This is a genomic window from Azotobacter chroococcum, from assembly GCF_004339665.1.
Lineage (GTDB): Bacteria > Pseudomonadota > Gammaproteobacteria > Pseudomonadales > Pseudomonadaceae > Azotobacter > Azotobacter chroococcum.
Genome location: NZ_SMMU01000009.1, coordinates 139,781 through 153,861, shown reverse-complemented (window position 1 = coordinate 153,861; position 14,081 = coordinate 139,781). Strand labels below are relative to the sequence as shown.

Below are 14,081 nucleotides of genomic sequence, written 5' to 3'. Positions count from 1 at the left end.
AGTCCGCCTGCTCGGGAGTCGGGCGCAGGGCGATCTTGTGGGTCAGGTGCATCGAAATGCATCCTTGCTGCTCTGCCGGGTGGTGTTCATCACAATCACCAATATTCACCTTTGCACAGGTTGCTGGATACCAGAGTCAAGCCCCGTCCCGGGGCCTGCATCCCGCCGCTGGTCTTTATTCGCCAGCAACTGCCGCCTGTCCGCACGCTCTCGATTCCCGAGGCGATTGCTGGTTCGAGCGGATGGATTCCTGTCTAGAATGCCTTGCAGTTTCTACGGCATTGCATGTTTCCAGATGCCTGCCGCAGTAAGGACGCTGTGGGCATTTCGCTCGCACGGCCGAACCAAGAACAATAACAATCAAGGGTGATGGCTGATGAGTTCGCTCATACCGAAAGGAGTCTTTTCCTGTCCCGAGGATGACCAACGGATCAGGGCTGCCTGGCAGCATTTTCTCAGGAGTGCGGATCTGCCCGGCGATGTGGCGGTGCGTCCTCCAGTCGACCAGTCCTGGCGGCGCTGCCTGGACAGCCGGGTCGACCCGGGCCTGCGCCAGGCGCCGGAGCCGCTCACCGAGGCTCAGCTTCAGGCCCTCCGCGATCGGCACCGGCGTCTGCTCGATGCCAGCGCGCCGGTCATGGCCATGGCCCATGAACTCATGGCGCAGACCGGCAACATCATGCTGCTGGCCGACAGCGAAGGCATGGTGATCGAGGCGGGCGGCGATTACGCTGCGCGCGACCGGGCCGAGCGCATCCACCTGATGCCCGGCAGTCCCTGGGACGAGAGGCTCTGCGGCACCAATGCCATCGGCACTGCGCTGTTGCTGGGCCAGCCGGTGCAGATCCATGCGGCGGAGCATTTCTGCGAGGGCATCAAGCACTGGACCTGCTCCGCCACGGTCATCCGCGACCCGCGCGACGGGCATGTGCTGGGCGCGCTGGATGTCTCCGGCGAGTCGCGAAGCTTCAGCCGCCACAGCCTGGCCCTGGCGGTGACCACCGCCCAGCGCATCGAGTCGGCGCTGGCCAGGCACGAAATGGCCAGTCGCTACCAGCTGCTGGAGCACAGCGTCGAGCAGTTGGTCGCCCCGCGCGACGAAGGCCTGCTGCTCTTCGATCCCCACGGCTTTCTGGTCCGCAGCAACCTGCATGGGCCGGCAGCCCTGGCGGCCCGGGGCATCGATCTCGACATTCGCGGCACCTGCCGGCTGCCGGCTCTCGTACTCGGGCTGGACGGCCGCCCGAGCGGCCCCTTGCCGGGCTGGCTGCCCGTCGACTGGCTGCAGCCCGTCCAGAGCCGGGGCGAGGTGCTGGGCACGCTGCTGCGTATTCCCTTGCCGTCCCGTCCCTCGCGCTCTTTGGCCGCTCCCCATCCGCGCACAAATGTGCCGGGCGAGCGGGAAGCCGGCTTCGCCCGCCTGGTGGGCAACAGCGCGGCGATGGCCGCGGCGCTGCGCAAGGCGCAGCAACTGGCCGGCTGCAATGTGCCGGTGCTCTTGCAGGGCGAAACGGGCGTGGGCAAGGAGGCGTTCGCCCAGGGCATCCACTATTCGGGGATCGGTCGCGAGGGGCCCTTCGTGGCCATCAACTGCGGCAGCCTGTCCCGCGAGCTGCTGGCCAGCGAACTGTTCGGCTACGCCGAGGGCGCCTTCACCGGCGCCCGTCGCGGCGGCATGAAAGGCAAGATCGAAGCGGCCCACGGCGGCACGCTGTTTCTCGACGAAATCGGCGAGATGCCGCTGGATCTGCAGAGCCACCTGCTGCGGGCGCTGGAGGAGGGCGAGATCTACCGGCTGGGCGAGTGCGCGCCGCGGCGGGTCGAGTTCCGCCTGGTGGCGGCGACCCACCGCGATCTGCGTGAGGAAGTGGCGCAGCGGCGTTTTCGCCAGGACCTGTTCTACCGGGTGGCGGTCACCAGCATCCGCATCCCGCCGCTGCGCGAGCGGCGCGACGACATTCCCCTCTTGGCCGGGCATATCCTGCGGCACCAGGCCGAGCGGCATGGGCGTGCGCTGCCGGAGCTGGACCCCGAGGCCCTGCAGGCGCTGATGGCCCATGACTGGCCCGGCAATGTGCGCGAGCTGCGCAACGTTCTCGAGGGCATGCTGCTGCTGGGCGGATGCCGCCTGACCCGCGACGATCTGCCGGACGAATTGCGCCAGTCGGCACGGGCGGCGGCCGGGCTGGTCGAGGGGCAGCTCGAGGAGGCCGAGCGCGAGGTCATCCGCCAGGCCGTCGAGCGCAGCCGTGGCAACCTGACCCAGGCCGCCAGGGCGCTGGGCATCGCCAAGAGCACGCTGTACCTGCGGCTCAGGAAATACGGCATGTACCGGGCGCCGGCAGCCGGCGAGCGGTTACGGCTCGACTGAGCACCGTGGCCGGAGCCGTAAGGAGGGGGCATCCCGGCAAACTGTGCGCTCCTTCACCTTCCCGGCGTCGTGCCCGGTCAGCGGCTTTCCGGGCGTCGACGGCAGAGTATGCTACTGGCGAATAGCCATTTACCCCGTCGGCTCCAGCCGCAGCGCCGCCACCGAGACCGTTCACCGCCATGTCGATCGCTCCGTCTTCCGATCCCGCCCTGGGATACGCGGCACTCACGACCGCCGGCCGGGTGCGCACGCACAACGAAGATGCCGTGCTGTGCTGTCCGCAGCTGCGTCTGTGGGCGGTCGCCGACGGCATGGGCGGCCACCGGTGCGGCGAGGTGGCCAGCGCCCTGGCGCTGGAAACCCTGCGCCGGCAGATCGCCCGTGGCGAGGACCTGCGCAGCGCCGTCCTGACCGCCAATGCCGCCGTCCTCGCCGCCGCCGAGGCCGAGGAGGGGCGGCGCGGCATGGGCACCACCCTGGTCGCGGTGCGCTTTTCCGGCGCGGATTTCCAGCTCGCCTGGGGCGGCGACAGCCGCGCCTACCGGATCGGCACCGGCTCCATCGAGCAGTTGACCCACGATCACAGCTGGGTGCAGGCGATGATCGATGCCGGCCGGCTGAGTGCCGAGGAGGCCGGCCGGCATCCCCTGCGCAACGTGGTGACCCGCTGCCTCGGCCAGAGCGGCGAGGCGCTCGAGGTGGATCTGGTGCAGGGCCGCCTCGGCCACGGCGAGCTGCTGCTGCTGTGCAGCGACGGCCTGACCCGCGAGCTGGGCGACGCGCAGATCCAGCGCCTGTGCGCCCGCGCCGCCACCCTCGACGCCCTGGTCGGCAACCTGGTCGCGGCCGCCAACCGCATGGGCGGCAGCGACAACATCTCCTGCATCGCGCTCGGGCTGGCCTCGCCGCCGCCGGTGCAGGCCGCGGCGCAAAAGCCGCGCAGCTTCCTCGGCAAACTCTTGAAATCCGCAAAGAAATGATCGGCGCCCGACTCCATGAACGACAGCGTGCTTGATATTCCCGGTTACCGCCTGCATGGCCTGCTGGGCAAGGGCGGCATGGCCGCGGTCTACCTGGCCACCCAGCAGTCGCTGCAGCGCCAGGTGGCGATCAAGGTCCTGGGCAAGGCCGAGGACCAGAGCTTCATCCTGCGCTTCATCCGCGAGGGGCATCTGGTCGCGTCCCTGCACCACCCCTCGATCATCACCATCCACGACATCGACCGGTTGCCTGACGGCCGCCACTACCTGGCCATGGAATACCTGCCCGGCGGCGACCTGGCCCGCCACAAGGGCGAGCTGTTCGCCCCGGAGCGGGCCCGGGAGATCGTCCGGCAGATCGCCAGCGGCCTGGCGGTGGTGCACGCCAAGGGGCTGGTGCACCGCGACGTGAAGCCGGCCAACATCCTGTTCCGCGGCGACGGCACCGCGGTGCTCACCGACTTCGGCGTGGCCAAGGATCTGGATCTCGACAGCGAACTGACCCAGTTCGGCATCGCCGTCGGCAGCCCGGCCTACAGCAGCCCGGAGCAGGCGCAGTGCCTGCCGCTGGATGCGCGCAGCGACATCTACAGCCTGGGCGTGATCCTGCTGGAGATGCTCACCGGCGCCAACCCCTTCCGCGGCAGCAACTACACCCAGACCGTGATGAACCACGTGCAGCTGCCGCTGCCGAGCCTGCCGGGTTCGCTCGGGCCGTTTCGCGGCCTGCTCGAACGCATGCTCGCCAAGGAGCCGGAGCAGCGCTTCGCCAACTGCCAGGAGCTGCTGGCGGCGCTGGAGGCGCTCGAACTGGGCGACCCCGACGAGACGCGCCTCGGCCCCGGCCTGCAGCTGAGCGCCAGCCGCATCGAAGAAGACACCCCGGCAGCCCGGCCCGCGCCGCGCCAGTCGCGCCGTGCGCGCTGGCCGGCGGCGGTGCTCGGCGTGCTGTTGCTGGGCGGCGCACTGGCCGGCGGCGGCCTTTTCTGGCAGCACTGGCAGCAGCAGAAACAAGTCGACGACCTGCTCGCCAGGGCCGAACGGCGCCTGGCCGAGGGGCAACTGCTGGCGCCGGCGCAGGACAGCGCCGAGCACTACTTCCGCGAGGCGCTGCGCCTGGATGCGCGCAGCCAGGCCGCCCAGTCCGGACTCGCGCGGGTCCGGGCCGCGCACATCGGCGGCCTCTTGACCCTCGGCGACCAGCGCCTGAGCGAGGGGCGGCTGCTGGAGCCGGCGCAGGACAGCGCGGCGCATTACTTCCGCCAGGTCCTCGAACTGGACGCCGGCAACGCCGGCGCCCTCGACGGCCTGCGCCGCCTGCTCGAGGCGCGCATCGCCGGCTATCTGGCGCGCGCCGAGCAGAGCATCGCCGACAAGCGCCTGCTGACGCCCGAGGACGACAGCGCGGTCTACTACTACCGGCAGATCCTCGGCTGGGCGCCCAGCAACGAGCAGGCCCTGGCCGGCCTGCACCGCGTCGCCAGCCAGTACCGCGACCTGGCCAACGGCGCCTACCGGCGCCGGGACTTCCCCGCCGCCCTGGAGATGATCGGGCGCGGGCTGCAGGCCGAGCCGGAAAACGCCGAACTGCTGAGGATGCGCGACGAGCACCGGGAGCTGCTGGCCTCGGCGCGCGCGGCCAGGGCGGCCCAGTCCAGCCGGCCCGTACAGCGGACGTCGGCGCCGCCCAGCGAGCCGCCCGCCGAAAACGGCAACCCGATCAAGCGGGCCTGGAACAACCTATTCGGCAACTGACCGACAGTCGCCGCACCCCACCGAGTCTGCGCCACGAGAACAGGGCTCATACCGCATATGCTCAAGCTGAACTTCAAAGACGGTCGCCAGGCACCCGTCTGGCTGGTCGAGGAACGCTTCACCATCGGCCGCGACCGGCGCAACCACCTGGTCCTCGACGATCCGGGAATCTGCGCCTTCCATGCGGAAATCCGCCAGCAGAACGGCCAGTACTACCTTCACGACTGCGACAGCGAGGGCAGCACCTTCGTCAACGACACGCGCATCGCCAGCCACTACCAGCTGCGCGCCGACGACCTGCTGCGGCTCGGCGCCGTGGAGCTGCTGCTGCTCGACCCGAGCAAGGCCAGACCGCGGGCGGAGGCCGCGCAGCGCTGGTTCCTGCAGGTGATCCAGGGCGAGCACGAGGGGCGCAAGTTTCTCGTCCAGGGCTCGATGACCTTCGGCCGTTCGACCCGCTGCGAGCTGTGCTTCGGCGATCCCGAACTGTCGCGCCGCCACGGCGAGTTCTTCCTCAAGGGCGACGTGCTGGAAATCAAGGACCTGGCCTCGGCCAACGGCGTCTACGTCAACCGCAAGCGGGTCGAGAGCGCCGTCCTGCAGCCCGGCGACCAGGTGCGCATGGGCTCGGTGACCCTGCTGGTGATCGGCCCCAAGGTCGAAGTGCCGCAGACCGAGGACGAGGACGCCACGCTGTTCATGGCGGCGGTCGACCTGCCCAGACAGGAGAAACCCAGGGCGAGCGGCCGCACCCCCGTCGCCAATCCCCTGCACGCCGCCGCCCAGGCGGCCGCCGCGCCCCAGCCCGAGGCGAAGGCCGACTCCAGCCCGCTGGCGCTGGGACTGCTGATCGGCGGGGCGCTGCTGGCGCTGGCGGCGGGGCTGGTGATGGTCTTTCGGTAGGGCTGCTGGCGCCCCGCAACCTGCCGCGCGGCTACTCCCGGCGGGCCGGCCGATAGGCACCAGGCCGACGTTGATTGCCTGGCGTCGCCTGCACGATGGTATTTTTATTCCAAAAAGTTTTATAAATAAAATAACAAGTTATTTTTTTGGAATATAAAGGCGGCATAGAGTAGTCCCCAACGTGGTGCGGCGGATCGGCTGCCGGGCCTCGACCAGTCAACCGGAGGAGTCCCCAATGCCAGCCGCCGCCCCAGCCCCGCATGTCGCCGAAGACATCCGGCGTCCCGTCGATCTGTCCGCCGTACTCGCCGCCAGTCCGGCGGAGCTGCTCGCCCGGGCCCGTTCCCGCGCCACTGCTGATGGCCTCGGCTATGCCGGCAGTCTCTATCCGCCGGAGGCCTGGGCACTGCTGCAGGCTGGCGCGGCGACCTTGGTGGATGTGCGCAGCGCCGAGGAGCTGAAGTTCGTCGGACGCGTGCCGGACAGCCTGCACGTGGCCTGGCAGACCGGCCCGACGCTGGTGCGCAATCCGCGCTTCCTCCGCGAGCTGGAAAGCCGGGCCGGCCGCGACGGCGTGCTGGTGCTGCTCTGCCGCAGCGGCAAGCGCTCCGCGGCGGCCGCGGCAGCGGCTACGGCTGCCGGCTTCGCCCAGGTGTTCAACGTGCTGGAGGGTTTCGAGGGTGATCTCGATGCCCATCGGCAGCGCGGCGAAAGCGGCGGCTGGCGGCTCTGGGGGCTGCCCTGGGTGCAGGACTGAGCCGCACCTTCCCGACACTTCCTTCCCCCGTCATCCCCGTTCAGCACCGGCCGTTTCCGCGGCCGGCAGGATTTCTTCATGTCCAACAAACCCAAGGCCGTCTTCGACGGCGTCTCGCACATGCCGGAGGCGCCCGCGCCCCGGCCGGTGAACTGGCAACTGGAGCAGATCGTCGAGGAGCTGCGCACCGCCCGCGACGACTGGCGCAAGCGCTGTGGCCGGACGCGCGAGCTGGGTGGCCGCGAACTGCCCTCGCGGCAGACCGTGGCGGAGATTCTCGCCGCGCTGTGCGGCGCGCTCTTTCCGATGCGCCTGGGACCCAGCGAGCTGCGCGAGGAGAGCGAGGATTTCTATGTCGGGCACACCCTCGACAGCGCGCTGAACGCCCTGCTCGGCCAGGTGCGCCTGGAACTGCACTACGTCGCCCGCCAGTGCGGGCAGCGCGAGCCGGACCTGGAGGCCCGTGCGGTGCAGATTGTCCGCGAGTTCGGCGCCGCGTTGCCGGAGTTGCGCCGGCTGCTGGACAGCGATGTGATCGCCGCCTACCAGGGCGATCCGGCGGCGCGCAGCCTGGACGAGGTGCTGCTCTGCTATCCGGGCGTTCAGGCGGTGATCCACCACCGTCTGGCCCACCGTCTGTATCGTGCCGGGGTGCCGCTGCTGGCGCGGATCGCCGCGGAGATCGCCCATTCGGCCGGCGGCATCGACATCCATCCGGGGGCGCAGATCGGCCACAGCTTCTTCATCGACCACGGCACCGGCGTGGTGATCGGCGAGACCGCGGTGATCGGCAACCGCGTGCGCATCTATCAGGCGGTGACCCTGGGCGCCAAGCGCTTCACCGTCGACGAGTCCGGCCAGTTGCTCAAGGGCCAGGCTCGCCACCCCATCGTCGAAGACGACGTGGTGATCTACGCCGGGGCCACCATCCTCGGGCGCATCACCATCGGCAAGGGTTCCACCATCGGTGGAAACGTCTGGCTGACCCGCAGCGTGCCTCCGGGCAGCAACGTCACCCAGGCGACCCTGCAACACCAGCCAGGCAACGCGGGGTAGTCGTAACGACGAACCCTTAGACCCTGCACATCCCTGCAACACCCGCCAAGCAACGCGAGGTAGTCATGACGACGAACCTTTCGGCCCTGGCACCTATTCGCATCTTTCTGGAGTGATTCATGACCGAATATCAAGATATACGCCAGGCGTTAGGCGACAGCGCTGCCCGCCAGCTGGCGAACGCGACCAAGACCGTCCCGCAGCTTTCCACCATCAGCCCGCGCTGGCTGGTGCACCTGCTGCAGTGGACGCCGGTGGAGGCGGGCATCTTCCGCCTGAACCGGGTGAAGAACCCGCTGAACGTGCAGGTCGCCTGTTCGCAGCGCGACGAAGCGGCGCTGCCGCAGACCTTCGTCGATTACGAGGAGCAGCCGCGCGAGTACTTCCTCAACGCGGTGACCACCATCCTCGACGTGCACACCCGGGTTTCCGACCTCTACAGCAGCCCGCACGACCAGATCCGCGAGCAGCTGCGCCTGACCATCGAAACCATCAAGGAGCGTCAGGAAAACGAGCTGATCAACAACCCTGAATACGGCCTGCTGGCCAGCGTCGACCCCAGCCAGCGGATCTCCACCCTGAGCGGCGCGCCGACCCCGGACGATCTCGACGAGCTGATCACCAAGGTGTGGAAGGAGCCGGCGTTCTTCCTCGCCCACCCGCTGGCCATCGCCGCCTTCGGCCGCGAGTGCACCCGTCGCGGCGTGCCGCCGCCCACCGTCAGCTTGTTCGGCGCGCAGTTCCTGACCTGGCGCGGCCTGCCGCTGATCCCCTCGGACAAGGTGCCGTTCGACGAGGATGGGCGGACCAAGATCCTCCTGCTGCGCGTCGGCGACAAGCGCCAGGGGGTGGTCGGCCTGTATCAGCCCGGCGTGGCCGGCGAGCAGAGCCCGGGGCTGTCGGTGCGCTTCATGGGCATCAACCGCAACGCCATCGCTTCCTACCTGATCTCGCTGTACTGCTCGCTGGCGGTGCTGACCGAGGATGCCCTGGCCGTGCTCGATGACGTGGAGGTCGACAAGTACCATGACTATCCGGCCACTTATAAGTAATCCGTCGCAGCCGGTGGACGCCCCGGCGCCGGCCGGCCTGCCGGACGTGGCGGGGCTGGCGCAGCTGGCCAACGCCTTCTTCGCCAGCCTGCCGGGCGGCGCTCTGGTGCGTCCCGGCGCGCCGTCCGGCGACCTCGCCCCGGCCGTCTCCACGGCGCAGGCCCGGGAAGCGCCGCCGGCGGGCATCGCCGACGGTCTGGACCTTGGCTCGCCCGAGGCCTACGCCGCGGCGTTGCCCTCGGTGTTCCCGAGTGCTGGCGGCCTGGCGCCGTCGGCCGGAGGCGCGCCGTCCTCGCCGTACTACTTCCTTGGCGAGGGCAGTGCCCATGCCGGCGAGCCGCAGCGCTTCGCGGAGGTTCCTGTCGAGCCGGACAGCCTCGCGGTGCCGGGAGTCGACGTGCTGGGCGAGATCCTCCGCTCGATCCTCGCCGAGCCGTCCGCCCCGGCGGCACCGGCGGGGCAGGGGGCCGGGCAGTTCTATTTCCTCGACCGGGTCGCGCCGGGTTTGGAGAAGGCGCCCGAGCCCGTCGTCCAGCCGCAGGTCCGCAGCGGTTTCGACGTGCAGGCGGTCCGCCGGGACTTCCCGATCCTCGCCGAACGGGTCAACGGCAGGCCGCTGGTATGGTTCGACAACGCCGCCACCACGCAGAAGCCGCAGGCGGTGATCGACCGCCTGAGCTACTTCTACGAGCACGAGAACTCCAACATCCACCGCGCCGCCCACGAGCTGGCGGCGCGGGCGACGGATGCCTACGAAGGCGCGCGCAACAAGGTAGCGCGCTTTCTCGGCGCGAAGTCAGCGGAGGAGATCGTCTTCGTGCGCGGGGCGACCGAGGGCATCAACCTGCTGGCCAACACCTTCGGCCGCCAGTTCATCGGCGAGGGGGACGAGATCATCGTCTCCCACCTGGAGCACCACGCCAACATCGTGCCCTGGCAGTTGCTGGCCAACACGGTGGGCGCGAAGCTCAAGGTGATCCCGGTGGACGACTCGGGGCAGATCCGCCTCGACGAGTACGCCAGGCTGCTCGGCCCGCGCACCCGACTGGTGAGCATCACCCAGGTGTCCAACGCCCTCGGCACGGTCACGCCGGTGGCCGAGGTGATCGCCCTGGCGCATGCCGCCGGTGCGCGGGTGCTGGTGGACGGTGCGCAGTCGGTGTCGCACCTGAAGGTCGACGTGCAGGCGCTGGACGCGGACTTCTTCGTGTTCTCCGGGCACAAGATCTTCGGGCCGACCGGCATTGGCGCGGTCTACGGCAAGAAGGCGCTACTCGACGAGCTTCCCCCCTGGCAAGGGGGCGGAAACATGATCGCCGACGTGACCTTCGAGAAGACCCTCTACCAGGAGGCGCCGGCGCGGCTGGAGGCCGGCACCGGCAACATCGCCGACGCGGTGGGGTTGGGGGCGGCGCTGGACTACGTCGAGCGCATCGGCCTGGAGCGGATCGCCCGCTACGAGCACGAGCTGCTGGAATACGCCACCCAGGGGCTCGCGGGGATTCCCGGCCTGCGGCTGATCGGCACCGCGGCGAACAAGGCCAGCGTGCTGTCCTTCGTGCTGCAGGGCTACCGCACCGAGGAGGTCGGCGCCGCCCTCAACCGCGAGGGCATCGCCGTGCGCTCCGGCCACCACTGCGCGCAGCCGATCCTGCGCCGCTTCGGGGTGGAAACCACGGTGCGGCCGTCGCTGGCGTTCTACAACACCTTCGAGGAGATCGATCTGCTGGTGAGTACCGTGCAGCGTCTGGCGACCCGGCGCTGAAGCGAAGAAAGCCCCCGGCCGCACGGCCGGGGGCTTTCCTTTTTCCGCTCCGCTCAGGCGTGGGCGGCAGGCCGAAAGCGCTTCAGGCGCAGCGCGTTGCCGAGCACGAACACACTGGACAGGGCCATGGCGCCGGCGGCGAAGATCGGCGACAGCAGCATGCCGTTGACCGGGTAAAGCACCCCGGCGGCCAGCGGGATCAGCGCGGTGTTGTAGGCGAAGGCCCAGAACAGGTTCTGGCGGATGTTGCCGAGGGTCGCGCGGGACAGGGCGATGGCCGTGGGCACGCCGCGCAGGTCGCCGGATATCAGCACCACGTCGGCGGCCTCGATGGCGATGTCGGTGCCGCTGCCGATGGCCAGGCCGACATCTGCCGCGGCCAGCGCCGGAGCATCGTTGATGCCGTCGCCCACAAAGGCGAGGCGGCCATGGGCGGCCTTGAGGCGCTCGACCGCCGCGACCTTGCCGTCCGGCAGCACCTCGGCGACCACCTCGTCGATGCCGAGCTGGCGGGCGATGGCCTCGGCGGTGCGGCGGTTGTCGCCGGTGATCATCGCCACCTTCAGGCCCAGTGCATGCAAGGCACGGATCGCCGCCGGGGTGCCGTCCTTGAGCGGGTCGGCCACCGCCAGCATGGCCGCCAGGCGACCGTCGACGGCGGCGTACAGCGGGGTCTTGGCCTCGTCGCCGAGGCGTCTGGCCTCGCCGGCGAAGATCGCCACGTCGAGGCCAAGCTGCGCCATGAAGCGGTCGGCGCCGATCTCCAGCCGAACGCCGTCCACCGTGGCGCGTACGCCGTAGCCGGTGACCGACTCGAAGTTCTCCAGCTGGCCGAGGACGAGGTTTTCCGCCTCTGCCGCCGCGATGATGGCGCGGGCGATGGGGTGTTCGGACCTGCCCTCGACGGCGGCGACCCTGGCCAGCACCATGCCGCGCTCGAAGCCCTCGGCGAGGATCAGATCGGTCAGCTCGGGCTTGCCGCGGGTCAGGGTGCCGGTCTTGTCCAGCGCCACCACTTTCGCATCCTTGAGCAGCTGCAGGGCCTCGCCCTTGCGGAACAGCACGCCCAGCTCGGCGGCGCGGCCGCTGCCGACCATGATCGAGGTGGGCGTGGCCAGGCCCATGGCGCAGGGGCAGGCGACGATCAGCACGGCCACCGCGTTGACCAGGGCGAAGGTCAATGCCGGCGCAGGGCCGAAGACCATCCAGGCAATGAAGGTCAGCAGCGCGGCGAGCATCACCGCCGGGACGAACCACAGGGTGACGCGGTCGACCAGCGCCTGGATCGGCAGCTTGGCGCCCTGGGCCTGCTCGACCAGGCGGATGATCTGCGCCAGCACGGTGTCGCCGCCGATGCGGGTGGCGCGCAGGGTCAGCGCGCCGTTCTGGTTGATGGTACCGCCGACCACGCCGGCGCCGGGCGTCTTCTCCACCGGCACCGGCTCGCCGGTGATCATCGACTCGTCGACGAAGCTCGCGCCCTCGATCACCTCGCCGTCCACCGGGATGCGCTCGCCGGGGCGCACCTCGAGCAGGTCGCCGCTGCGCACCGCCTCGATGGCCACCTCCTGCACCTGGCCGTCGCGGCGTACCCGGGCGGTCTTCGCCTGCAGGCCGATCAGGCGCTTGATTGCCTCCGAGGTGCGGCCCCTGGCGCGGGCCTCGAGGAAGCGGCCGAGCAGGATCAGGGTGATGATCACTGCCGCCGCCTCGTAGTAGACGTGCACGGTGCCGGCCGGCAGCAGGCCGGGGGCGAAGGTGGCGACCAGTGAGAACAGCCAGGCGGCACTGGTGCCGACCGCGACCAGCGAATTCATGTCCGGCGCCCCACGCAGCAGTGCCGGCACGCCGAGGCGGAAGAAGCGCAGGCCGGGACCGAACAGCACCGCAGTGGTGAGGACGAACTGCAGGACCCAGTTGGCCTGCTGGCCGAGGGTGGCGAGGATCAGGTGGTGCAGGGCGGGGATCAGGTGCGCGCCCATCTCCAGCAGGAATACCGGCAGGGTGAAGACGGCAGCGAGGGTCAGCGCACGTTTCAGCGCACCCTGTTCGGCGCTGCGTCGAGCTTCCTCGGCATCGAACAGGTCGCCGGCGGTGGCAACGGGTTTGGCTTCGTAGCCGGCGCGCTCGATGGCGGCGATCAGCGCGGTCGTCGGCACGCCGCGCAGCACGCGCACCCGGGCGCGCTCGCTGGCCAGGTTGACGCTGGCCTCAGTCACCCCCGGCACCTTGCGCAGCACGCGTTCGACGCGGCCCACGCAGGAGGCGCAGGTCATGCCGGTCACGCTCAGTTCGACGCTATCTTCGGCGACCTGGTAGCCGGCTTTGTGCAGCGCGGCGATGGCGGCGGGCACGTCGGGCGTCCCGGCGAAGGCGACGGCAGCACGCTCGCTGGCCAGGTTGACGCTGGCGCCCGTCACGCCGGGCACCTTGGCCAGGGTCCGCTCGACGCGCCCGACGCAGGAGGCGCAGGTCATGCCCTCGACCGTCAGGTTCAGATGCGTACCTTCGCTCGGACGCTGGGCGTTGGTTGATGAATCCATGGTGGTCTCACTGGAAATCCCGGATGCCGGCCACCTTAGAGCTTCCGGTGGTGGCAAGGTCAAGCTCCGGGGCCGCCGCCCGCCCGGAGATTGTCCCAAGTCATCGGTCGGCGCAGCGCTGGCTGGCAAAATGATTATAAGGACGACTCAGGGCATGAAGCTGCCCGGATTCCCGCTGCGGGCCAGGGAGGGAGTCGATCCATCGGATTTTCAATAGACATTGTTTTGCCATTGCTGTGCTCCGCCGCGCGGAAGCATCGCGGCTCCCGTTATTCGCGCAGAGCGACAGTGGCAAAGATCAGCGAAACGTTCCTTGGAGGGAACCGCCATCATGAAAACGCCCGGCGCCCTAGCCCTGACCCTCAGCCTGTTGGCCATTGACGGCGTGCCGCTCGCCAAGGCTGGCGACGAGTCTGAAGAACAAGCCACCGGCAAGTCGCTGGGTGGCATGAATGGCATGATGATCGGCGCCATCGGCGGCCCGATCGGCATGCTGATCGGTGCCGGCGTCGGCATGCTGGTCGGCGACGGCGCGGAGGATGTGGCCGACAACACCCTGTCCGCCACCAGCAAGTCGCAGACCGCCGAACCTGCCAGCAGCGAAGACACCACCGTCATCCGCTGAAAACCCGCCGGCCCGGCACCATTCTCCGGGCCTTTTCTTCGGCACAAACAAAAACGGCGAGAGGGTCGCTCTCGCCGTTTCATGTCATTCCCTTCGTCCCTGGGGCCATCATCCTGATGATGTCGCTATCCTGCGACTTTCCCTAGCTTCCATCCCTGGCAGCCTACATCGTTCCTTCGATGTCGCTGTGGGAGTGAATCTACCGGGACGGCCGCATCGAAGAAATTGGCAAGGTTCCCGAATTTTTGTAGGTCATGGCTTACACGGGGCAGCG

General features: G+C 69.3%; 10 protein-coding genes. 9 read left to right on the top strand and 1 reads right to left on the bottom strand.

Annotation, left to right across the window (positions count from 1 at the left end; all coding sequences use genetic code 11):
• Positions 1-376: 376 nt before the first annotated feature.
• The 8 genes from EV691_RS10505 (at position 377) to EV691_RS10470 (ending at position 10,639) form a co-directional block, all read left to right on the top strand.
• Positions 377-2,371, top strand: a complete 1,995-nt coding sequence (locus tag EV691_RS10505) for a sigma-54-dependent Fis family transcriptional regulator (protein WP_131302844.1) — start codon at positions 377-379, stop codon at positions 2,369-2,371.
• 179 nt (positions 2,372-2,550) lie between these two features.
• The gene (locus EV691_RS10500; RefSeq protein WP_131302846.1) at positions 2,551-3,351 is read left to right on the top strand and encodes a PP2C family protein-serine/threonine phosphatase; all 801 of its coding nucleotides are present in this window, start codon (positions 2,551-2,553) and stop codon (positions 3,349-3,351) included.
• A gap of 15 nt (positions 3,352-3,366) precedes the next feature.
• Positions 3,367-5,106 carry a serine/threonine-protein kinase gene (locus EV691_RS10495; RefSeq protein WP_131302848.1) on the top strand — a complete coding sequence of 580 codons (1,740 nt, stop codon included), beginning with the start codon at positions 3,367-3,369 and terminating at the stop codon, positions 5,104-5,106.
• A gap of 57 nt (positions 5,107-5,163) precedes the next feature.
• Positions 5,164-6,009: an FHA domain-containing protein gene (locus EV691_RS10490; RefSeq protein WP_131302850.1), complete on the top strand. Its 846-nt coding sequence runs from the start codon at positions 5,164-5,166 to the stop codon at positions 6,007-6,009.
• A 235-nt stretch (positions 6,010-6,244) separates the two neighbouring features.
• Complete coding sequence (locus EV691_RS10485; protein ID WP_131302852.1) at positions 6,245-6,766, top strand: rhodanese-like domain-containing protein; 522 nt, start codon at positions 6,245-6,247, stop codon at positions 6,764-6,766.
• A gap of 120 nt (positions 6,767-6,886) precedes the next feature.
• Positions 6,887-7,822: a serine O-acetyltransferase EpsC gene (gene epsC / locus EV691_RS10480; RefSeq protein WP_131303038.1), complete on the top strand. Its 936-nt coding sequence runs from the start codon at positions 6,887-6,889 to the stop codon at positions 7,820-7,822.
• A gap of 119 nt (positions 7,823-7,941) precedes the next feature.
• Entirely contained in the window at positions 7,942-8,874 is a 933-nt protein-coding gene (locus EV691_RS10475) for a family 2A encapsulin nanocompartment shell protein (protein ID WP_131302854.1), read from the top strand.
• On the top strand, positions 8,849-10,639 hold the full coding sequence (locus EV691_RS10470) for a family 2A encapsulin nanocompartment cargo protein cysteine desulfurase (protein WP_242672687.1): 1,791 nt from the start codon (positions 8,849-8,851) through the stop codon (positions 10,637-10,639). The genes EV691_RS10475 and EV691_RS10470 overlap by 26 nt, the downstream gene beginning before the upstream one ends.
• A 53-nt stretch (positions 10,640-10,692) precedes the next feature.
• Here EV691_RS10470 and EV691_RS10465 read toward each other — a convergent pair whose 3' ends face one another.
• Positions 10,693-13,182 carry a heavy metal translocating P-type ATPase gene (locus EV691_RS10465; RefSeq protein WP_131302856.1) on the bottom strand — a complete coding sequence of 830 codons (2,490 nt, stop codon included), beginning with the start codon at positions 13,180-13,182 and terminating at the stop codon, positions 10,693-10,695.
• A gap of 331 nt (positions 13,183-13,513) precedes the next feature.
• On the opposite strand from EV691_RS10465, the gene EV691_RS10460 reads away from it, so the two are divergent.
• Positions 13,514-13,807 (top strand): hypothetical protein, encoded by a 294-nt coding sequence (locus EV691_RS10460; RefSeq protein ID WP_242672688.1) that lies wholly within the window; start codon positions 13,514-13,516, stop codon positions 13,805-13,807.
• Positions 13,808-14,081: the final 274 nt, after the last annotated feature.